A 21377-nucleotide genomic window follows, 5' to 3' on the forward strand; every position below is an offset into this window, starting at 1 on the left:
GTAAGTTAATAACTATACCCCCGCAGGGGGTAAAAGTCAAGCCGATGGCGGACGGGGTGGGATTCGAACCCACGGTGGGCTTTCACCCACGGCGGTTTTCAAGACCGCTGCCTTAAACCACTCGGCCACCCGTCCAGCGCGGACGTGGGCGGCTATAGCAGGGGCGGGGAGCCGGCTCCAACTGCGCGGCGGTTAACCACAGGGCAAACTTCGTAAGCCATCCTTAACCCTGCGCCGCAGGGAACGGCGTTGTCGGGGCTTCGCCATGCATGCCGCAAAGCTGACCAGGATCGCCGTAGCCCTCGCCGCCGCGGCCTCGCTGGCGGCCTGCGCCACGGCGCCCGAGCCCGCGCCGCTGGCGAAGAAGGGCGGTACCTGGCGGCCCTACCAGGTGAACGGCGTCTGGTACACGCCCAGGGAACAGCCGAAGTACGACGAGGTCGGGGTCGCCTCCTGGTACGGCGGCCACCACCAGGGACGGCCCACCGCCAACGGTGAGCGGTTCGACAAGGACGCGGTGAGCGCGGCCCACAAGACCCTGCCGCTGCCCTCCGTCGTCGAGGTGATCAACCTGGACAACGGCAAGAAGATCAGGGTGCGGCTGAACGACCGCGGGCCCTTCGTGGCCGGCCGGATCATCGACCTCAGCCAGGAGGCCGCGCGGCGGCTTGGCTTCGAGCGGGCGGGGATCGCCAGGGTGCGGGTGCGCTATGTGGGGCCTGGCGGCGCGCGCAGCGCCGAGCTGGACATGAAGGTCTTCATCGACTTCTAGACTTCCGCCCCGAACCGGCGTTTTTGGGGCCGTGACGCGCGGCCGGTTCATGACATTCGAAGGCGGCGAGGGGGCCGGCAAGTCGACCCAGGTCAGGCGCCTGGTGGCGCGGCTTCAGGCCGCCGGCCACGAGGTGACGGCGACCCGCGAGCCCGGCGGCTCGCCCGGCGCCGAGGCCATCCGCGACATCGTGCTGAAGGGCGCCGCCGACCGCTGGAGCCCGGTCACCGAGACGCTGCTGATGTATGCCGCCCGCCGCGACCACATCGAGCGGGTGATCCGTCCGGCGCTGGACCGCGGCGCCTGGGTGGTGTGCGACCGCTTCGCCGATTCCACCCGCGCCTATCAGGGGGGCGCCGGCGGCGTCGATCCCGCCCTCATAGCGGCCCTCGAGGCCCATATCCTGGCCGACGTGCGCCCGGACCTGACCCTGGTGTTCGACCTGCCGCCGGAGGTGGGCCTGCGGCGCGCCACGGAGCGGGCGGGGCCCGAAATGCGCTTCGAGTCCAAGGGCCTGGCCTTCCACCAGCGGCTGCGCGACGCCTTCGCGGCCATCGCCGCGGCTGAGCCGGACCGCTGCGTGGTGATCGACGGCACGGGGTCCATCGACGCCGTGGCGGACGCCGTCTGGACCGCCGTTTCCGAGCGGCTGGGCGTCGATGGCTGATCTCGAGCTCGCTCATCCGCGCGAGGTGTTCCAGCTTGAGGGGCACGAGGCGGCCGAGGCGGCCTTCGAGGCCAGCCGCCAGCGCGGGCGGCTGCACCACGCCTGGCTGCTCACCGGCCCGGAGGGCGTCGGCAAGGCCACCTTCGCCTATCGCGCCGCCCGCCGGCTGCTGGGCGCCCCGCCGGACGCGGCCTATGGCGTCCTGGGCGCCAGTCCCGATCATCCGGTCAGCCGCCAGATGATCGCCCGCGCCCATCCCGACCTGCTGGTGCTGGAGCGCGAAGGCCCCGACGGCAAGCCCCGCAAGGTCATCCCGGTGGACGACGCCAGGAAGCTCGCCGAGTTCTTCTCCAAGACCCCCGCCAGCGCCCCGCACCGGGTGGTCATCGTCGACGCCGCCGACGATCTCAACGTCAACGCCGCCAACGCGCTCTTGAAGACCCTGGAGGAGCCGCCGGAGCGCGGCGTGCTGTTGATGGTGGCCCATGCGCCCGGCCGGCTCCTGCCGACCATCCGCTCGCGCTGCCGAAGGCTGGCGTTCAGCCCGATGAGCCTGGAAGACGCCGCCGCCTTCGTCTCCACCCACGCCGAAGTCACCCCCGAGGCGGCGCTCCGCCTCTCGCGCATGGCGGGCGGCGCGCCGGGGCGGGCGCTCGCTCTGGCAGCCGGACAGGCCATCATCCTCGACGACGCGGCCCGCGAGATCCTCGCCAGCCTTCCGCGGGTGGACGAGGCCATGGCCCTGACGCTCACCGACCGGTTCCGCGGGGTTGAGGGCCAGACGCAGTTCAACCTGCTGTTCGAGCGGCTGGCCGAGCGGGTCCACGCCCAGGCTGTCGACCGCGCTCGGGACGGGGTTGGCGCGCTTGATCGCTGGGCGCAGGCTTGGGAGACCCTGCAGCGCCTTCCCAGGGAGGTGGAAGCCTTGAACCTTGATCGCACCGATGCGCTGTTCACCGCGCTGGGCGAACTGCGCCACGCCGCGCGGGTCTGAGCACTGACCGCCCATGCTGATCGACAGCCACGTCAACCTGCACGCGCCACAGTTCGATGAGGACCGCGAGGCGGTGATCGAACGCGCCCGCGCCGCCGGCGTAGGGCTGATGGTCAATATCTGCGACCGGGTCTCCAACTTCCCAGCCGTGCGCCAGGTGGCTAACCATCCGGACATCTGGGCCACGGTCGGCACCCATCCCCACGAAGCCAAGGAAAATCCGGATCTTGCGGCGAAAACCTTGACCGATCTGGCGGCCGATCCCAGGGTGGTCGGCATCGGCGAATGCGGCCTCGACTTCCACTACGACCTCAGCCCCCGCGACGTGCAGGCCAAGGTGTTCCGGGTCCACTGCGCCGCCGCGCGCGCCACCGGCCTGCCGCTGGTGGTGCACACCCGCGAGGCCGACCAGTCGATGGGCGACATCCTGGAAGAGGAGCACGCCCGCGGGGCCTTCCGCATCCTCATGCACTGCTACACCTCGGGCCCGGAGCTGGCCGCCCGGGCCGCGGCGCTTGGCGCCTGGTTCTCGGTCTCCGGCATCGCCACCTTCAAGGCCGCCGAGGACGTGCGAGAGGCCGTCCGCGCCATGCCCGCCGACCGCATCCTGGTGGAGACTGACTGCCCGTACCTGGCGCCCGTGCCTTACCGCGGTCGCCGCAACGAGCCGGCCTATCTCCCCCACGTGCTGGCGAAGCTGGCCGAGATCCGCGGCTGGACCCTCGACGAAGCGGACCAGCGGACCGAAGACGCCTTCTTCGCCGTGTTCGACAAGATTGCCCGCCCATGACCGGGACCCTGGAGATCACCATCCTCGGCTGCGGCTCCTCTGGTGGGGTGCCGCGGGCCGACGGCGAGTGGGGCGCCTGCGATCCGGCCAACCCGAAGAACCTGCGCTCGCGCTGCTCAATGCTGGTGCGGCGCCTGGGGCAGGGGGCGGAGACCGACACCACGGCCATCGTCGACACCTCCCCGGACCTGCGCCTGCAGACCGCGGGCGCCGGGGTGAAGCGTCTGGACGCCGTGCTGCTGACCCACGACCACGCCGACCAGGTGCATGGCCTGGACGACGTGCGCGCCTTCGCCATCCGCCAGCGCGCCCGGATCGCCTGCCACATGGATGCGTCCACCGAGGCCACCATGCTGCGCCGGTTCGGCTACATCTTCGAAGGCGAGGGGGGGTATCCGGCGATCTGCGACCTCCACCGCCTGCCGCCCCACGGCGAGGCCTGGCGGGTGCACGGGCCTTCGGGCGCCATTCCGGTGACCACCTTCGACCAGGACCACGGCGGCGTGCGCTCCGTGGGCTACCGGTTCGGCGGGGTCGCCTATTCCAGCGACGTGGTTAACCTCGACCAGGCGGCGTTCGAGGCCCTGGCGGGGCTGGACGTCTGGATCGTCGACGCTTTGCGCCACCGGCCCCATCCCACCCACGCGCATGTGGAACGCACCCTGGAATGGATCGCCAAGGTGAAGCCGCGCCGCGCCATCCTCACCAACATGCACATCGACCTGGACTTCGCCGCGCTCGCCGCTGATTTGCCACCAGGGGTCGAGCCGGCTTTTGACGGCCTGCGGTTCACCCACCAGCTCGGGGCGGAATTCGGGTGAGTTCACAGACGCTCAGGCTGGGCTTCCTGGCGTCGGCCAATGGCTCCAGCGCCCGCGCGATCCTGGCCGCGATCCGCACGGGCCAGCTGGACGCGGAGCCCAGGCTGCTGATCAGCAACAACCGCACGGCGCCAGCCCTGGTCTTCGCACTCGGCGAGGGCTTCCCGGCGCTGTGCATCCCAACCCAGGGTGATCCCGAACGCGCAGACGCCCGGATGGCCGAGGCGCTCTCAAGTTACGGCGTCGAACTCATTGTTCTGTCGGGCTATTTGCGGAAGCTGGGCCCGCAGGTTCTGGGCCGTTTCGGGGGCCGCATCCTCAACATTCACCCGGGCCCGCTGCCGGCCTTCGGCGGCCATGGCATGTACGGCCGCCGGGTGCATGAGGCGGTCCTGGCCGCGGGCGTCGTCGAGAGCGGCGTGGTGATCCACCTGGTGGACGAGGAGTACGACCGCGGGCCCGTGCTGGCCCGCCGGGCCGCACCCGTGCTGCCCGGCGACACCACCGAGAGCCTGGAAGCCCGCATCAAGGGCCTGGAACCCGCATTCTTCGTGGAAACCCTGCAGGCGATTGCCCAGGGAAGGCTTAGGCTGGGATCATGAGACGACGCGGTTTCATTGTCGGTGCTGCGGCGGCCGCAGGGCCGGCCGGCGCGTCATCAGTATCGGGAGTGACCGGCATGTACGGACTGATCGGCAAGATGCGCACCACCCCTGGCGACCGCGACAAGGTCGTGGCGATCCTGCTGGGCTCCATGGGCGCCATGCCGGGGTGCCATAGTTATGTGGTGGCCACCGACCCGTCGGAGGCCGACGCCATCTGGATCACCGAGGTGTGGGCGGACGCCGCCAGCCACCAGGCCTCGCTGGGCCTCGCTGCGGTGCACGCGGCTATCAAGCAGGCCCGGCCGATGATCGCCGGCTTTGGCGAACGCTTCGAAACTACGCCCGTGGGGGGTTTTGGCTTGGCTGCCTAACTCAGACGTCCTATAATACACCATATAAACAATGGGTTAGACGATTTTCACAAGGCGCATATCGCCAGTGGAGGGCTGCCGGGGCTGGCCGACAGCCGGCGGCGCTTCGTCCCGAGCGGCGGTACGGACGATGGGGTGACGTGTCGTCGATATGGAGGTCGGCCACGTCGGATAGGCCTGACCTGACGTTGCCGCGGCTGATCCAGCCAAGAAACATGGCGAACTCATTTGTAGGTGGTGGTTAATTTCTCCAGAAGCCCTATTCCTCGGCTAAGCTTGAGCTTTCCGTGGGACAGATTCTGCACTGACATCGGTGGCTCCCAAACCTCGGCCACGTCGATATTTCGAATTAGGACACTCAATCTCTATTTCAGAGGCACTGACGGGCTCCGAGGACCAGGCCGCCTCGAGCCTTGACGGCGCCGCGCAGGGCCGGACGGAAGAGTCGATCGTCAAGGCCGGCGCTCTGCAGAGCGCCATCTTCAACAGCGCCAACTTCTCCAGCATCGCCACCGACGCCAAGGGCGTGATCCAGATCTTCAACGTCGGCGCCGAACAGATGCTGGGCTATGCGGCTGCCGAGGTGATGAACACGATCACCCCGGCCGATATTTCCGATCCGCAGGAGCTGATCGCGCGCGCTCAGGCCTTGAGCGCCGAACTGGCGACGCCGATCACGCCGGGTTTCGAGGCCCTGGTGTTCAAGGCCTCGCGAGGGATCGAGGACATCTATGAGCTGACCTATATCCGCAAGGATGGGACCCGGCTCCCCGCCGTGGTCTCGGTCACCGCGCTGCGCGACGCCCAGGACGTGATTATCGGATATCTGCTGATCGGCACCGACAACACCGCGCGCAAACTGGTGGAGGAGGAACAGAAGAAGCTGGATCAGCGCCTGCGTGACCAGCAATTCTACACGCGCTCGCTGATCGAATCGAACATCGACGCCCTGATGACCACCGATCCGGCGGGGATCATCACCGACGTCAACAAACAGATGGAGGCGCTCACCGGCTGCACCCGAGACGAACTGATCGGGGCGCCGTTCAAGAACTATTTCACCGATCCGGAGCGGGCCGAGGCAGGGATCAGGCGCGTGTTGCGCGAAAAGTCGGTCAGCGACTACGAGCTCACGGCCCGCGCCCGCGATGGCAAGCAGACGATCGTGTCCTACAACGCTACGACCTTTTACGACCGAAACCGTAAGCTGGAAGGCGTCTTCGCCGCGGCGCGCGATGTTACAGAGCGCAAGAAGGTGGAGGCGGAACTCAAACAGGCCAAGGCCGCCGCCGAGAGCGCAAGCCGCACCAAATCGGATTTCCTGGCCAGCATGAGCCATGAAATCCGCACGCCTATGAACGCGATCATGGGCATCGCGGACCTGCTCGCGAAGACCCCGCTCTCTCCCGAACAAGACAAGTACGTGCAGATCTTCCGTCGTTCCGGCGACAACCTGCTGAACCTGATCAACGACATCCTCGACCTTTCCAAGGTCGAGGCTTCGCAGCTCGACCTGGAACGCACTGGCTTCTCATTGAGCGACCACCTGGAGAAGGTGATCGAGATGGTGGCCCCTCGAGCCAACGAAAAGGGGCTGGCGTTGGCGTTCGAGATCGCGCCGGGCGTGAGCAACGACCTCGTCGGCGACCCGACCCGTTTGCGGCAGGTACTCCTCAACCTGCTCGGCAATGCGATCAAGTTCACCGAAGCGGGCGGCGTCTCGTTGAGGGTGGAATCGGATGGAGACACCGGGGTGCCGACAGCCTTGCGATTCACCGTCTCGGACACCGGCATCGGCATTGCGCACGATAAACTCGCCCACATCTTCGAACGCTTCACGCAAGCCGATTCATCCACGACGCGCCGGTTCGGCGGCTCAGGGCTGGGGTTGACGATTTCGAAGCGCCTGGTCGAGCTGATGGAAGGGCGCATCTGGGTGGCCAGCGAAGTCGATAAGGGCAGCACCTTCGCCTTCGCCATCCCGTTCGAGATCTGGGTGGAGGCCAGCCGGCCGGCTAGCGCGCCGGTCGGCATGGGCGCCGAGGCGCCGTTGCCGGCGCTGCACATCCTCATGGCCGAGGACTCTCCCGACAACTGCACGATCGCGTTGGCCTATCTGGAGGATACGCCCTACCGGATCGACATCGCAGAGACGGGGGTCATCGCCTGTGAGATGTTCAAAGCTGGCCGCTACGACCTCGTCCTTATGGACCGCCAGATGCCGGCCATGGACGGCCTGACCGCGACGCGGGCGCTTCGAGCGTGGGAAAAGGCGAATGGTCGACCGCCAACGCCGATTATCGCTTTGACGGCCTCCGCCTTGAAGGGCGATCGGGAAGCCTGCCTGGCGGCGGGATGCACGGCCTATTTGACCAAGCCCATAAAGCAGGACGTGCTGCTGCAAGCGATTAAGGACTATTCTGCGATCGGCGCGCCATTGTCCCCGGAGGATGCCGGCTCGAAGGCCACGACATCTCGGGCGGCCCAGAGGCTGGTGGAGCGGGCCCCGGCATATCTGGAGAACTGCCGGGAAAATATCATCCTGATGCACGAGGCCCTGGATCGGGCTGACTTTGAAGTCGTGGTGCTCCTCGCGCACAACTTGCGAGGATCCGGGGGAAGTTTCGGATTTCAGGCCATCAGCGAAATTGGCGCCGACCTGGAGCGCGCGGCGGAGGACGCCGATATTGACGTGTCGCGCAGGCTGGTAGGCGACCTGTCGCGCTTTCTTGATGAGGTCGAGGCCGAAAATCGATTGCCGTGAGGCTCTTGCATCGAGACGGGTTTTCCCATCGACGGCCTCTAAGAGACAATTTCGCATAATATTCCTTAGGCGCGAAACCTGTATAGCTCTGTCAGGGAGCCCCCGGCAGGCCGTGCCCCGCCAGATTGCCGCCGCGGTACCGGGGATCGTCGGTCACTTCCCGGATCGCGAAGTCCGGCATGGCGAAGGCCGCCATGGCCGAGTCATCTGCGAATTCTGCTTCTCCAGGACCGATCTTGCCGGATGACGGCGGCCACCCCACCTGTCAGATTACGACCGTAGGGACACTCCGGGAGCTCCAGCATGCGCACCACCCTCCTCGCGGCCGCCGCGCTTCTCGCCAGCGCCTCGACCGCTTTCGCCGAACCGGCTTCCGTCCAGGTGACCATCGGCCCCGAGCTGCAGGCCAAGGCCGAGAAGACCTATGGCGTCCGCGACGTGCAGCGCCTGGCCGACAGCCTCCGGCGCGACGTGGAGAAGGCCCTGGCGCGCACCGGCGCCCATGCCGACGCCCGCGTCGATCTGGTTCTGGTTGACGCCGTTCCCAACCGCCCGACCTTCAAGCAGCTTTCCGACCGCCCGGGCCTCTCCCTGGAGAGCTTCGGCATCGGCGGCGCGAAGATCGAAGGCCAGATCACCGCCGCCGACGGCGCGGTCACCCCGGTCAGCTACCGCTGGTACGAGAGCGACATCCGCCAGGCCTACGGCGCCTGGGTGTGGTCCGACGCCGAATGGACCTTCGACCGCTTCGCGCACCGGCTGGGCCGCGGCCAGCTCGTCGCCCGCCGCTAGACGTCTTCCACGAGCTTGATGGCCAGGGACTCGATCCCCCGCGCCACGGCCTCTGCATGCGTCAGTGGGGCCAGATGGTGCAGCGGCAGGCTGAGCACCGGCCACCCGTAGCGCCCGGCCAGCCTCGCCTCGTCCGCATAGGCGCTGCTTAGTTGCAGGTAGGCGGCCGCGCCGGCCAGCGGGGCCACCGGAGCCGGTTCCTCGAAAAACCCGGCTGGAATGGGCTCCAGCTCATCGATCATCAGGGAGCGCAGGCGCTCATCGGGAACCAGCCGCGCCAGGGCGCCGGGCGGCCACCACAGGTCCCATTGCGGAAGCGCGCCATCGTTGGCGCCAGCCCGAAGCTGCGCACCCAGGGCGGGTGGCGCGGTGTCGAACCAGCTTGCCCCCGGATGCGGCAGGATCGCATCGGCGAATATGGCGGCCAGGATCGGCGTGCGGACTGCCGCCATGAGCGCCGGAACCAGCGCGCCGGCGCCGCTATGGGCCACGAGAACGACAGGGCGGTCGCCCCTCGCGTCGATCGTCGCGGCCAGGCTGCCGGCCAGGGACCTGTAGAAGTTCCGCGCGATCGTCGAAAAGCGCGGCCAGGCGGGCGTCTGCGCGATCTGCCCGCGCGCGCCGAGATGCTCGGCCACCTCGCGCCAGGTGAGCGGACCTAACAGCGGGCTGTGCAGCAGGACAATGCGCATGAACAAGCCTACCACCCCTTGCGTCCAACATCGGCGCGCGGTCTGATCGACCCGCGCCGAGTTCCATGTATGGGGGAGCCTATGTCGTCCGAGCGGCGATCGAACTGGACCCTCGCGGCCTATGCGGCGACCTGCCTGCCCCTGGCCGGGCTGACGCTGCCGCTCGTCGTCTACCTGCCGGAATACTACACCAGCGAACTCGGTCTCAGCCTCACCGACGTGGGCCTGGCCTTCATGGCGGTGCGCCTGCTCGACATGGCCTTCGACCCCTTCATCGGCGGGGTCATGGACCGCACCCGAAGCCGGTTCGGCCGCTTCAAGCTGTGGTTCGCCATCGGCGTGCCGATCCTGATGGCCGCCACCGCGGCGCTGTTCATGGCGAAGCCCGGAGTCACCACGACCTACCTGTGGTTCTGGCTGCTGGTGGTCTATGCCGGCACGTCCATCGGATCGCTCTCCCAGCTTGGCTGGGGCGCCATGCTGTCGCCGCACTACGACCAGCGATCGCGGATCTACGGCTGGTGGCAGGCGGGCAACATCGTGGGCATGATCCTGGTCCTGACCCTGCCCGCCATGCTGCCGCTGGTGGGGATCAAGGGCCACAACATTGGCGTGGCGGCCATGGGATGGTTCATCATCATCACCCTGCCGTTGACCGCCGCCCTGGCGCTCTGGAAGGCGCCCGAGCCCCGGCTGACCATCCCGCCCAGGCGCTCCGGCCTGATGGAGTACCTCGCCCTCCTGAGGCGCCCCAGCGTGGTGCGCCTGCTGGTGGTGGATTTCCTCACCGGCACGGGCCCGGCGATCACAGGCGCCTTGTTCTTCTTCTATTTCGAGCGCGTGAAGGGCTTCGAGAAGGGCACGGCCAGCCTGCTCCTGCTGCTCTACTTCCTGGGTGGCCTGATCGGCGCGCCCCTGTGGACCTGGATGGCGATGAAGATCGGCAAGCACCGGGCGCTGGCCTTCTCCGGCCTGATCTATGCCGCCATGACCGTCTGCGCCCTGGCGATCCCACAGGGCAATTTCATTATCGGCGCGCTGCTGATGTTCGCCATCGGCGTGCCCTACGCAGCCGGGGCCTTCCTGCTTCGGGCGATGATGGCCGACGTGGGCGACGAGGAACGACTGGCCAGCGGCCACGACCGCACGGGCCTGCTCTACGCCCTGCTCCAGGGCACGGTGAAGATCGGCTCGGCGGTAGCGGTGGGCGTCGCCTTCCCGCTCCTGGCCCTGATGGGCTTCGATCCGACGCAGACCGGCGTGGCCGACGGCCTCGGCGGCCTGGCGCTGCTGTTCGTCGGCATCCCGGCGGGCATGGCGGTGCTAGCCAGCTGGCTGGTCATGTCCTTCCCGATCACCGCGACCCGTCATGCGGAAATCCGCGACGCGCTGGCGGCCCGCGACCTGGAGGACGCCGCCCTCGCCGGCCGGCCATCCCCACTTCCCGCTCAGGATTTCGATGCCGCTGTCCGCCCCGCCGAGTGAGCTTGCGCCCCTGCCCCGCCTGCTGGCCATCATGGCGCGCCTGCGCGACCGCAAGACCGGCTGTCCCTGGGACATCGAGCAGACCTTCGCCACCGTCGCCCCCTACACGGTGGAGGAAGCCTATGAGGTGGCCGACGCCATCGAGCGGGGCGACCTCGACGACCTGAGGGATGAGTTGGGCGACCTCCTGCTGCAGGTGGTGTTCCATGCCCGCATGGCGGAGGAACAGGGCGCCTTCACCTTCGATGACGTGGTCCACGCCATCAACGACAAGATGATCCGCCGCCATCCGCATGTGTTTGCTGAGGAAACCTACGCATCCCTCGCCGAACAGAAGGACGGCTGGGAAGCCCTGAAGGCCGCCGAGCGGCAGGGCAAGGGCCGAGCCGAAAGCCTGCTGGACGACGTGCCGGTGGGCCTGCCCGCCCTGACCCGCGCCGTGAAACTGTCGAAGCGGGCCGCCGGAGTCGGTTTCGTCTGGCCCTCCGCCAAGGAGGTGCTGGAGAAGCTGCACGAGGAGGTCCGTGAGCTCGTGGTGGAGGTCGAGGCCGGCGACCTCGAAAAAGCCCGCCAGGAGATGGGCGACGTGCTGTTCGTGGTGGCCAACCTCGCCCGCACCCTGGAAGTCGATCCGGAGGATGCCCTGCGCTTCACCAACGCCAAGTTCGCCAGGCGTTTCCGTTACATAGAACAGCGTCTGGCTGAACGCGGTCGCACGCCGGACCAGTCCGACCTCGCCGAGATGGACGCCCTGTGGGACGAGGCCAAGGCGGCTGAGAAGGCCTAGTGCGCGGTGACCGGGATGGCCGGGAACAGCTGCTCGAACTGACCCATGGCCTGCGGTGACAGGCTGACCGCCAGTCGCACGCCGCCGTCCTTGCCCTCGGCGCGCTCGATCACCCGGCCGTGGCGGTAGAGCCAGGCGATGGCGGCCCCCTCGCCGGCGGGAGCGTAGACATCCACGGGTGGCGCCTCGTCCACCAGGCCGGCGACGGCGGACAGCAGGTCGTCACACCCCTGCCCCGTGACGGCGGAGACCAGGATGGCTGGAGGATGCGTGCGCCGCGCGTCGCCCATCAGGCCTTCGCGGTCGTCGGCGGGCAGCAGGTCGGTCTTGTTCCAGACCTCCAGGATGCGCCGCTCGTCCATGTCGACGCCCAGACGCTCCAGCACCTTGCGCACGTCCTGCGCCTGGGCTTGGCTGTCGGGGCTGGCGATGTCGCGCACATGCAGCACAACGTCGGCCTCGCGAACCTCTTCAAGGGTGGCGCGGAACGCCTCCACCAACTCGTGCGGCAAGTCGGAGATGAAGCCCACGGTGTCGGACATGATCGCGGGCCGCCCGTCCGGAAGCTTGAGGATTCGCAGGGTCGGATCGAGGGTGGCGAACAGCATGTCCTCGGCCACCACCTCGGACTGGGTCAGCCGGTTGAACAGCGTCGACTTGCCGGCGTTAGTGTAGCCCACCAGGGCCACCGTCGGGTACGGGTGGCGTTTGCGGGCCGACCTTTGCAGGGTTCGCGTGCGGCGAACTTCGGCGAGCTCGCGCTTCAGCTTGCCGATCTTGTCGGCCAGCAGCCGGCGATCGGTCTCGATCTGGGTCTCGCCGGGGCCGCCCATCACCCCGAAGCCGCCCCGCTGGCGCTCCAGGTGGGTCCAGGTGCGGACCAGCCGCGAGCGCTCGTATGAGAGCCTCGCCAGCTCCACCTGCAGCCGGCCCTCGCGGGTCCGCGCCCGGCGGGCGAAAATCTCCAGGATCAGTCCGGTGCGGTCGATGACCTTCACCTGCCACGCCTTCTCCAGATTGCGCTGCTGCACCGGGGTCAGGGCATCGTCGACGATCGCCACGTCGGCCTCCAGAGCCTCGACGATCTTGCCGATTTCCTCGACCTTGCCCTTGCCGAACAGGGTGGCGGGCGTCAGCCGGCGCAGGCCCGCGACGACGGTCTCGCGAACCTCCAGGTCGAGGGCCAGGGCCAGGCCCACCGCTTCCTCCAGCCTCGCCTGGGTGTCGCGCGCAAAGCCGCGACCCTCGCGGTCCGGATGGATGACGATGCAGCCCTGGACGGGCGCCTCACGGTCTACGGGTTTGGAGGAGCTCAATCGACCTCTTCGTCGCCGGGCTCGTAAAGCTGAACGGGCTGGGCAGGCATGATGGTGGAGATGGCGTGCTTGTATACGAGCTGGGACTGGCCGTCGCGCCTCAGCAGGACGCAGAAGTTGTCGAACCAGCTCACCACGCCCTGCAGCTTCACCCCGTTGACCAGGAAGATGGTGAGCGGCGTCTTGGACTTGCGCACGCTGTTGAGGAAGGTGTCCTGCAGGTTTTGTTTCTTTTCGCTCATGGCTTTCCGCCTTTTTCTTGGACGGGCGGCCAAACGCCGCCCACACACAAAGGCAAGCTAGACCGGCTTTCGTGACGGACGCAATCGCACGCGCGCCTTCAGATCGCTAAGGCCTTGGCGCGCTCGATATAGAGGCTGCGCAGCCGCATCGCCACCGGTCCCGGGGCGCCGTCGCCCACGACCCGGCCATCTACGGCGATCACCGGCTGCACCAGGGTCCCGGCTCCGGTGATGAAGGCCTCCTTCGCCGCCACCGCCTCGTCCGGGGTGAACGGTCGTTCGTTCACCGTCAGACCGGCGTCGCGGATCACGTCCAGCAGGGTGTCGCGGGTGATGCCACGCAGGATGTTGGCGTTGGTGTCGCGGGTGCGCAGGGACCCGTTGGCGTCGACGATCCAGGCGTTGGAGGATGCGCCTTCGGTGACGAAGCCCAGATCGTCCACGAACCAGGCCTCCGCCGCCCCGGCTTCACGAGCCTTCTGCTTGGCCAAAGCATTGGGCAACAGGCCTACGGTCTTGATGTCGCAACGGCCCCAGCGGTTCTCCGGGGTGGTTACCACGCCGACGCCTCTGGCCGCCTTGGCCTCGGACGCAGCCCGGTCGAAGCCCTTGACGGTGATCACCACGGCGGGCCGCACGGGCTTCGTGGGGAAGGCATGGTCGCGGGTCGCCACCCCGCGGCTGACCTGCAGATAGACCAGCCCCTCGCGCACCCGGTTGCGGCGCACCGCGGCCTTTAGCACCAGGGTCAGCGCCGCGCGGCTCATCGGCATGGGGATGGACAGCTCCGACAGGCTGCGCTCAAGGCGGGCGAAATGCCCCTCGGCATCCGCCAGCTTGCCGTCGAACAGCGCCCAGACCTCATAGACCGCATCGGCGAACTGGTAGCCGCGGTCCTCGATGTGCACCGTAGCGTTGGCGTGCGGCACGAACGCGCCGTTCACATAGGCGACGCGGCCCATCAGGCCTCTTCCTCGACTGGCCGGGCCCCCGATAGCCCCAGGGACTTCAGCTTGCGGTGCAAGGCCGAGCGCTCCATGCCGATGAAGGCCGCAGTGCGTGAGATATTGCCGGAGAAGCGCAGCATCTGGGCGTTCAAGTATTCCCGCTCGAACACCTCGCGCGCTTCGCGCAGCGGCAGCGCGATGATCCGCTCCGCGCCCATCGAGACTCCCTGGTCTGTCACCGCGGCCTCGGCCGGCAGCATGTTGGCGGTGATCGGCTCGGCGGGCGAACCGGAGGCCAGGATCAGCATCCGCTCCACGTTGTTCTTCAACTGCCGCAGATTTCCCGGCCAGGCGCGCACCTGCAGGGTGGCCAGGGCGTCCGCGGCCAGGATGCGCCGGGACATGCCGGTGGCGTCGCAGATGCGGGTGATGAAGTCCTCCACCAGCTCCGGGATGTCCTCGCGCCGTTCGGCCAGGCCAGGCACGTTAACCGGCACCACGTTCAGGCGGTGGAACAGGTCCTCGCGGAACCGCTGGGCGGCGATCTCCTCGCGTAGATCCTTGGAGGTCGAGGAGATGACGCGGACGTCTACCTGCACGTCGAGGTCGCCGCCGACCCTTCGGAACCGCTGCTCCACCAGCACCCGCAGGATGCGGCTCTGGGTCTCGCGGGGCATGTCGGCCACCTCGTCGAGATAGAGGGTGCCGGAGTGCGCGCGTTCAAAGACGCCGATCTTGGCGGGACGGCCGGTCTCCCCCTCCTGGCCGAACAGCTCCAGGTCCATGCGCTCTGGGGTCATGCCCGCGGCGCTGATCGCCACGAACTCGTTGCGCGAACGATGGCTGCCGCCGTGGATCAGCCGGGCCACCGTCTCCTTGCCCGAGCCCGGCGGTCCCGAGATCAGCACGCGGCTGTTGGCGCCCGCCAACTTGGCGATCATCTGGCGAAGCTGCTGGGCGGCCATGGAGCGGCCCATCAACCCTTCCGGGGTGATCGCCTGGGCCCGCAGGCGGCGGTTCTCGCGGCGCAGGTTTGTAGCCTCCAGCGCTCGCTCGACCATCAGAAGCAGGCGGTCGGACTTGAATGGCTTTTCCAGGAACTCGTAGGCGCCGCGCTTTATGGCGCTGACCGCGGTTTCAATATTGCCGTGCCCGGAGATCATGATCACGGGCAGGTCGGGGTCGATCTGCTTGACCAGGTCCAGCATCTCCAGGCCATCCATGCCGCCGCCGGCCATCCAGATGTCGAGGATCAGCAGAGCGGGCTTGCGCGCTCTTACGGCCGCAAGCGCCGATTCGGAGTCGTTGGCGGTGCGCACCTCATAGCCTTCGTCGGCCAGGATGCCAGCCACCAGGTCACGGATGTCCGCCTCGTCGTCGACCACCAGCACGTCTGCCGCCATCCTCACGTCCCTCATGCCTCTGCGGTTTCTGGCTTCGCCGGTGCGCGAACCCGGGCGGTTGGTGGCAGGCGCAGGATCGCCAGGGCCCCTGGCCCGGCGGTCGCGTCGGTCAGTTCGAGTTCACCCCCGTGGTCCTCAGCAATGCGCTTGACGATGGCCAGACCAAGGCCCGTGCCCTTTTCCCGAGTCGTGACGTAGGGCTCGGTCAGGCGATCGCGGTCCTTGGCCGGCAGGCCCACCCCGTTGTCCTCCACCTCGAAGGCCACGCCCGTCTCGTCGGCTGTCAGCCGGGCGCGGATCTGGCCCTTCACCTTCGGCGCGGTGGCCCGACGGGCGTCTACCGCCTCGGCCGCGTTCTTCAGCACATTGGTCAGCGCCTGCGACAGCATCCGGCCGTCGGCCAGCAGCGTCACCTGCGGCGTCGGCTCCTCCAGCTGCACATCGATCTGTGGGCTGGCCACCCGCTGGGCGAACACCGCCGCCCGGATCAGTTCGGCGGCGTCCTGCTCGGCGAACTGGGGCGCCGGCATGCGGGCGAAGGCGGAGAACTCGTCCACCATCCGGCCGATGTCGCCCACTTGGCGCACGATGGTGTCGGTGCAGCGGTCAAAGGTCTCCAGCTCCGATTCCGCTATGTCCTTGCGGTACTTCTTGCGCAGGCGCTCGGCGGACAACTGGATCGGGGTCAGCGGGTTCTTGATCTCATGGGCGATGCGCCGGGCCACATCGCGCCAGGCGGCGTTGCGCTGGGCGGCCACCAGGCGAGTAATATCGTCGAAGGTCAGCACCAGCCCGCCCTCGCTACGGCTGGCGCGGACCCGCAGCCGGCGGGTGTCGCGGCCGCGGGCCACGTCGATCTCTTCCTCCGCGTCGCCGCCCCGCCCGGCGCCGGCGGCGATCTGGGCAAACTCCGGGGCCACATCGGCCAGCTTGCGGCCCCGCCCGTGGTCCCCCGGCAGCGCCAGCAGCAGGGCGGCCTGCCGGTTGGCGGCGGAGATGCGCCCCTTGCCGTCCAGGCCGATCACCCCGGCGCTCACTTCCGACAGGACGGTCTCGATGAACTGGCGGCGGCTTTCAGCCTCCTTGCTGGCCTGCTTCAAGGCTTCCTGCTGCGCCTGAAGATCGTGAGTCATGCTGTTGAACGCCCGGGACAGTACGGCGATTTCCTCGGGATCGGCGTCGGCGTCCACCCGGGCGCTCAGGTCGCCGCCGGCCACCCGCCCCGCGGCCTGCACCAGCCGGCCCACCGGCGCGGAGATGGCGCTGGCCGCGCCCAGGCCAAGCCACACGGCGCCCACCAACACCAGCAGCGCAGTCTCCACATAGCTGAGCGCAAAGATGGTCTGGATCCGCGCCCGACTCTGCGCCGCGTCGCGGTAGGAGACCAGCGAGGCCTCCGCCTCGCGCAGGTGCTCGACGATACCCTTCTCCACCGGGCGGACCACATAGAGGTAGGCGTCGGGGAAAGCGTTCAGCCGGTAGACCGCCCGGGTCAGGTCGGCGGACGACCAGATGTCGCCCTCGTCAGCGGCGGTCAGGCTGGAGTCCGGCGGGATCGCATAGGCCGGAGCGCCGGGCGCCTCGGCTCTCGCCAGCACCCTGCCCTGCCGGTCCACCAGATAGGCGGCTGGGAAGGCGTGATAGGAGGCTAGGCTCTCCAGGAAGCGGGTGAAGTTGATCGGGCTGGCGCCCAGGCCCGGCGCCGCGCGGTTCAGGTCCGCGCCCATGACGGTGACGTGGGTCTGGATGTAGCGGGTCTGGTCCTCCACGTAGGAGCGCGCCACGGTGGCGGAGTTCTCCACCACGGTCTGCACCCGCTGGCTGAACCAGTTCTCCACCCCGCGGCTGACCAGCACGCCGTAAAACAGGGCCACCACCACGGCGGGCGCCACGGCCGCCAGGGCGAACAGGGTCACGAAGCGCAGGTGGAGGCGCGCGCCCGCGTCGCTGGAGCGGGCCCGAAGCAGCGCCAGGAACCGCACGGCGACCACCATGGTCAGCCCCAGGATCAGGACGAGGTTGAGGCCCAGGACCGTGAGGATCGAGCTGCTGATCGGCCCCAGCGGTCCGGTAGCCGGGGGCGAGGCGGCCAGCAGGATGGCTAGGCCGGTCAGCCCGGCGGCGATCCCGTAGCCCACACCCAGCACCACGCGCGACTGCATGGCCCGCCACAACCGCACCAGGGCGGGGTGTGCTTCGACGTGTTCGGCAAGCAACGACATCAGGCTGGGAGCCTAGGGAAGCGTGCTCCAAACGCAACAGCGATGTTGCTCATATACGCCATAGTGGCGCTTGACGCTCACCGCCGGCCGCGGCTCATCTCGACGCCCAAGTCCTGGATCTTCTTGCGCAGGGTGTTGCGGTTGAGGCCGAGGATTTCGGCCGCCCGCACCTGATTGCCTCTGGTGGCCGCCAAGGTGAGCTGGATCAGCGGCCGCTCCACCTCCTCCAGCACCCGGTCATAGAGGCCGGTGGGCGGCAGGCCGTCGGGCTGGTCGGCGAAGTAGGCGGAGAGCTTGCGCTCCACTAGCTGGGCCAGGGTCGCAGGCCCTTCCTGGCCTTCCACCGCCGGCTGCTGGTCGGCCAGCTCGCGCTCGATGATTCGTGCGGTGATCAGGTCCTCGCCATAGAGGGCGCAGATCCGCCGGACCAGGTTCTCCAGCTCCCGCACGTTGCCCGGCCACGGGTGCAGCTTCAGCCGGTCCAGCGCGCTGGCGTCGATGGCCTTGGCCGGCAGTCCCTCGCGGTTAGCGCGCAGCAGGAAGGCCCGCGCCAGATCCGGGATGTCCTCCACGCGGTCGCGCAGGGGCGGCAGGCGAAGCGGGGCCACGTTGAGGCGGAAGAACAGGTCCTCGCGAAACAGCCCCTGGCGGATCAGACCGCGCAGGTCGCGGTTGGTGGCCGCGATGATCCGCACGTTGGGCCGGCGGTTGGTCTTGGGGTTCAGGGCGGGCTCGGAGCCGTCGATCACCCGCAGCAACCGGGTCTGGGCGTCAAGCGGCATGTCGCCGATCTCATCCAGGAACAGGGTGCCGCCATCGGCCTCCACGAGCTTGCCGTGGTCGCCGTCGTTCTTGCCGAACAGCTCCGTCTCCACCCGCTCTCGGGGCACGGCGGCCAGGTTGATGGTCACGAACTTGCCGTCGCGCCGGCGGCCCATGTCGTGCAGCGCCCGGGCCACCAGCTCCTTGCCGGTGCCGCTCTCGCCGGTGATCAACACCGTCAGGTCCGCGCCCACCAGCCGGGCGATGGTGCGATAGACGTCCTGCATGGGGCCGGAACGGCCGATCAGCGGCAGGCGATCATCGCGCACGGCCCGGGCCTGGGCCTTGGTGGCCTCCGCATCCGCCGGCCGCGACAGGGCGCGGCGGGCGGCTGAGGTCATGTCGTCCAGGTCGAAGGGCTTGGGCACATAGTCAAAGGCGCCCACCTCCGCGGCGTTCACCGCGGTGATCAGGTTGTTCTGCGCGCTCATCACGATGATCGGCAGCTTGGGCCGGTGCTTGCGGATGCGCGGCAGCACGTCGAACACGTTCTCGTCGGGCATGACCACGTCGGTGACCACCAGGTCCCCCTCCCCGTCGGTCACCCACTTCAGCAGGGTCGCGGCGTTGCCCGTGGCGCGCACCTGATAGCCCAGCCGGGTGAAGGCCTGCGACAGCACCAGCCGGATGGAGGCGTCGTCGTCGGCGATCAGGATTTTCTTCGAGGCGGCATTCATGCAATCGGACTTTCCTGGGAAGCGATCGGCAGCAGCACGCGAAACACCGTGCGGCCCGGCTCGGACTCGAAATCGATCAAGCCGCCGTGGCCGGCCACCAGCTTGGCGACCAGGGCCAGGCCGAGGCCCGCGCCATTGGCCTTGGAGGTGACAAAGGGCTGGAACAGGCTGTCGCGGATGTGCGCCGGCACGCCCGGACCATTGTCCTGGATGCGGATCTCCAGCGGCGCCCCGCGTAGCGCCTGGCCCTTGGCGGCGCGCACCCGAACCCCGTGTCGAAAGGCGGTGTGGATGGCGATCTCGCCGCGTCCGTCGCCCCGGGAATGGGCGGCCTCGGCGGCGTTCTTCACCAGGTTCAGGAACACCTGGATCAACTGGTCCTCGTCGCCGAGAAACGCAGGCAGCGAGGGATCGTACTGCTCCTTGAGCGACAGCCCGTCGGCCACGCCGTTGGCGGCGAGCGCGCGGACTCGATCGAGGATCTGATGGATGTTGAGCGGCGACAGGTCCGGCAGGGCGTCGTCGGAGAAGGCCTCCATCCGGTCCACCAGCCGGCGGACCCGGTCGGTCTCATCGACGATCAGCTGGGCGAGCGGGGCGTCCTCAGGCTTGGCGCCGGACTTCAGGAGTTGGGCCGCGCCGCGGATACCGGCCAGGGGGTTCTTGATCTCGTGGGCCAGCATCCGGCCCAGGCCGACGATGGAGCGCAGGCCCGCGGCCTCCAGGCCGCCGCGCTCGGCGCCGAGGCCCTGCTTGAGCGTCAGGGTGAGCAGCACCGAGCCGTCGCCCAGGGGCGCCGCAGCGCCGTCCGCCTCGAAGGCGGGCAGGCCGAACAGGCTGATCTGCACCCCGCGCTCGCGGACCCGGGCGCCTTCGTCGAGCGCCCGGTTCAGAAGGGAGACCAAGGCCGAGCCCGGCGGTAGGGCGGCCTGGAAGCGGCCGCGGGCCAGCAGCCCAAGCCCCTGGCCGAACAGCGCCTCGGCGGCCTCGTTCACCGCCACCAGGGCGCCCTCTGCGTCCACCACCAGCGACGGGTCGGGGCTGAGGTCGAAGGCGGCGGACTTCAGCGCCACCACGTCGTAGCCCATCGGCAGGATCTGGAAGCGCCCGGTCATGCCGCCAGCCTGCGCTCAGGATCGGTCCACAGGCTGGCTAGGCCGTCCTCCACCGCGCCTGGCGCCTCGAGCCGGCACAGCACGCCGCGGGCGGCCCGCCTGGCCTCCGCATCGCCGGGCCAGGGCGCCTGTTCCACATAGGCCGCCAAGTGCTTGCGGAAGATCTTCAGGCCCAGGCGATCGCCATAGAAGGCCAGGCTCTCGCGGAAGTGCTCCAGGGCGATCTCCAGCCGCGCCTTGGCGTCGGGCTCGTCGAACTGCTGACCTGCCAGTTCTTGTTCGATCTGGGCGGCGATCCACGGGCGGCCATAGACCCCTCTCCCGACCATTACCGCGTCGGCGCCTGAGGCGGCGAGCGCCGCGCGGGCGCTGGCCCCATGGAGGATATCGCCGTTGACGATCACCGGGATCGAGACCGCGGCCTTCACAGCGGCCACGGCGCCCCAGTCCGCGGCGCCCTTGTAGAACTGGCAGCGGGTACGCCCGTGCACGGTCACCGCCTGGACGCCGACCTCCTGGGCGCGCGCGGCGATCTGCGGTGCGTTGCGAGCGGCGTCGTCCCACCCCAGCCGCATCTTCACCGTCACCGGAACATCGACGGCGTCCACCGCCGCAGCCATCAGGCGCGCCGCCAGCTCCGGGTCGCGCATCAAGGCCGAACCGGACAGGGCGCCGGTGACCTCCTTGGCCGGGCATCCGAAATTCAGGTCGATGATCTGCGCCCCGGCGCGGGCGGCCAGCTTCGCGCCCTCGGCGATGTGTTCAGGCTCGCGCCCGACAAGCTGGACCACCATCAGCGGCAGGCCCTCGCCCACCGCAGCGCGGCGCACCACGTCGGGCCGGCCCTTGGAGAACTCCGCGCAGGCGACCATCTCGGTGGCCACATAGGCGGCCCCCAGGCGGCTGGCCGCCCTGCGGAACGGCAGGTCCGACACCCCGGTCATCGGCGCAATCCACGCGCGCCCGCCGACCTCGACTTTGCCCAGCTTGAGCATGTTGCCCATTTTCTACTCATCCCCACCGCCGCGTTTTTAGGCACATTGTGCGCCGCCGTAAAGCTGGAACAACATCGCGGTCCGCCCTAAACAACCGC

General features: G+C 68.6%; 20 protein-coding genes and 1 tRNA gene. 11 read left to right on the forward strand and 10 right to left on the reverse strand.

From position 1 onward, the window contains the following. Positions 1-45: 45 nt before the first annotated feature. Positions 46-135, reverse strand: a tRNA-Ser gene (locus tag ACLL81_RS00835). A gap of 130 nt (positions 136-265) precedes the next feature. Here ACLL81_RS00835 and ACLL81_RS00840 point away from each other — a divergent pair. From ACLL81_RS00840 to ACLL81_RS00880, 9 genes are all read left to right on the forward strand, one after another. After that, a complete protein-coding gene (locus tag ACLL81_RS00840) occupies positions 266-772 on the forward strand; it encodes a septal ring lytic transglycosylase RlpA family protein (RefSeq protein ID WP_411286453.1) in 507 nt (168 codons plus the stop codon). Positions 773-803: 31 nt separating this feature from the next. Next, a complete protein-coding gene (gene tmk, locus ACLL81_RS00845; protein ID WP_411286454.1) occupies positions 804-1439 on the forward strand; it encodes a dTMP kinase in 636 nt (211 codons plus the stop codon). Continuing rightward, positions 1432-2433 carry a DNA polymerase III subunit delta' gene (locus tag ACLL81_RS00850; protein ID WP_411286455.1) on the forward strand — a complete coding sequence of 334 codons (1002 nt, stop codon included), beginning with the start codon at positions 1432-1434 and terminating at the stop codon, positions 2431-2433. The genes tmk and ACLL81_RS00850 overlap by 8 nt, the downstream gene beginning before the upstream one ends. A gap of 13 nt (positions 2434-2446) precedes the next feature. Further along, complete coding sequence (locus ACLL81_RS00855; RefSeq protein WP_411286456.1) at positions 2447-3223, forward strand: TatD family hydrolase; 777 nt, start codon at positions 2447-2449, stop codon at positions 3221-3223. Beyond that, positions 3220-4044 carry an MBL fold metallo-hydrolase gene (locus ACLL81_RS00860; RefSeq protein ID WP_411286457.1) on the forward strand — a complete coding sequence of 275 codons (825 nt, stop codon included), beginning with the start codon at positions 3220-3222 and terminating at the stop codon, positions 4042-4044. Before ACLL81_RS00855 ends, ACLL81_RS00860 begins: the two co-directional genes overlap by 4 nt. After that, positions 4041-4646: a phosphoribosylglycinamide formyltransferase gene (locus ACLL81_RS00865; protein WP_411286458.1), complete on the forward strand. Its 606-nt coding sequence runs from the start codon at positions 4041-4043 to the stop codon at positions 4644-4646. Before ACLL81_RS00860 ends, ACLL81_RS00865 begins: the two co-directional genes overlap by 4 nt. A gap of 77 nt (positions 4647-4723) precedes the next feature. Beyond that, positions 4724-5020: a putative quinol monooxygenase gene (locus ACLL81_RS00870; protein WP_411286459.1), complete on the forward strand. Its 297-nt coding sequence runs from the start codon at positions 4724-4726 to the stop codon at positions 5018-5020. A gap of 313 nt (positions 5021-5333) precedes the next feature. After that, a complete protein-coding gene (locus tag ACLL81_RS00875; RefSeq protein ID WP_411286460.1) occupies positions 5334-7784 on the forward strand; it encodes a PAS domain S-box protein in 2451 nt (816 codons plus the stop codon). A gap of 303 nt (positions 7785-8087) precedes the next feature. Next, positions 8088-8576: a hypothetical protein gene (locus tag ACLL81_RS00880; RefSeq protein ID WP_411286461.1), complete on the forward strand. Its 489-nt coding sequence runs from the start codon at positions 8088-8090 to the stop codon at positions 8574-8576. Here ACLL81_RS00880 and ACLL81_RS00885 read toward each other — a convergent pair. Next, positions 8573-9268, reverse strand: coding sequence for an alpha/beta fold hydrolase (locus ACLL81_RS00885; protein WP_411286462.1), 696 nt, complete (start codon positions 9266-9268; stop codon positions 8573-8575). The two genes, ACLL81_RS00880 and ACLL81_RS00885, sit on opposite strands and share 4 nt — an antisense overlap. A gap of 81 nt (positions 9269-9349) precedes the next feature. On the opposite strand from ACLL81_RS00885, the gene ACLL81_RS00890 reads away from it, so the two are divergent. Further along, positions 9350-10753 (forward strand): MFS transporter, encoded by a 1404-nt coding sequence (locus ACLL81_RS00890; RefSeq protein WP_411286463.1) that lies wholly within the window; start codon positions 9350-9352, stop codon positions 10751-10753. After that, entirely contained in the window at positions 10728-11540 is an 813-nt protein-coding gene (mazG, locus tag ACLL81_RS00895) for a nucleoside triphosphate pyrophosphohydrolase (RefSeq protein WP_411286464.1), read from the forward strand. Before ACLL81_RS00890 ends, mazG begins: the two co-directional genes overlap by 26 nt. On the opposite strand, the gene hflX is transcribed toward mazG, so the two are convergent. The 8 genes from hflX to dusB form a co-directional block, all read right to left on the reverse strand. After that, a complete protein-coding gene (hflX, locus tag ACLL81_RS00900; protein ID WP_411286465.1) occupies positions 11537-12856 on the reverse strand; it encodes a GTPase HflX in 1320 nt (439 codons plus the stop codon). The two genes, mazG and hflX, sit on opposite strands and share 4 nt — an antisense overlap. Continuing rightward, positions 12853-13098, reverse strand: a complete 246-nt coding sequence (gene hfq, locus ACLL81_RS00905) for an RNA chaperone Hfq (RefSeq protein ID WP_411286466.1) — start codon at positions 13096-13098, stop codon at positions 12853-12855. The genes hflX and hfq overlap by 4 nt, the downstream gene beginning before the upstream one ends. 98 nt (positions 13099-13196) lie before the next feature. After that, the gene (locus ACLL81_RS00910) at positions 13197-14060 is read right to left on the reverse strand and encodes a D-amino-acid transaminase (RefSeq protein WP_411286467.1); all 864 of its coding nucleotides are present in this window, start codon (positions 14058-14060) and stop codon (positions 13197-13199) included. Beyond that, a complete protein-coding gene (locus tag ACLL81_RS00915; RefSeq protein WP_411286478.1) occupies positions 14060-15448 on the reverse strand; it encodes a sigma-54-dependent transcriptional regulator in 1389 nt (462 codons plus the stop codon). The genes ACLL81_RS00910 and ACLL81_RS00915 overlap by 1 nt, the downstream gene beginning before the upstream one ends. A gap of 11 nt (positions 15449-15459) precedes the next feature. Then, complete coding sequence (locus tag ACLL81_RS00920) at positions 15460-17670, reverse strand: ATP-binding protein (RefSeq protein WP_411286468.1); 2211 nt, start codon at positions 17668-17670, stop codon at positions 15460-15462. A 77-nt stretch (positions 17671-17747) separates the two neighbouring features. Further along, positions 17748-19169: a nitrogen regulation protein NR(I) gene (gene ntrC, locus ACLL81_RS00925; protein ID WP_411286469.1), complete on the reverse strand. Its 1422-nt coding sequence runs from the start codon at positions 19167-19169 to the stop codon at positions 17748-17750. Further along, positions 19166-20257: a two-component system sensor histidine kinase NtrB gene (locus ACLL81_RS00930; protein WP_411286479.1), complete on the reverse strand. Its 1092-nt coding sequence runs from the start codon at positions 20255-20257 to the stop codon at positions 19166-19168. The genes ntrC and ACLL81_RS00930 overlap by 4 nt, the downstream gene beginning before the upstream one ends. 23 nt (positions 20258-20280) lie before the next feature. Then, the gene (gene dusB / locus ACLL81_RS00935; RefSeq protein ID WP_411286470.1) at positions 20281-21288 is read right to left on the reverse strand and encodes a tRNA dihydrouridine synthase DusB; all 1008 of its coding nucleotides are present in this window, start codon (positions 21286-21288) and stop codon (positions 20281-20283) included. Between the last annotated feature and the right edge of the window lie 89 nt (positions 21289-21377).

Source organism: Phenylobacterium sp., assembly GCF_046590535.1.
Lineage (GTDB): Bacteria > Pseudomonadota > Alphaproteobacteria > Caulobacterales > Caulobacteraceae > Phenylobacterium.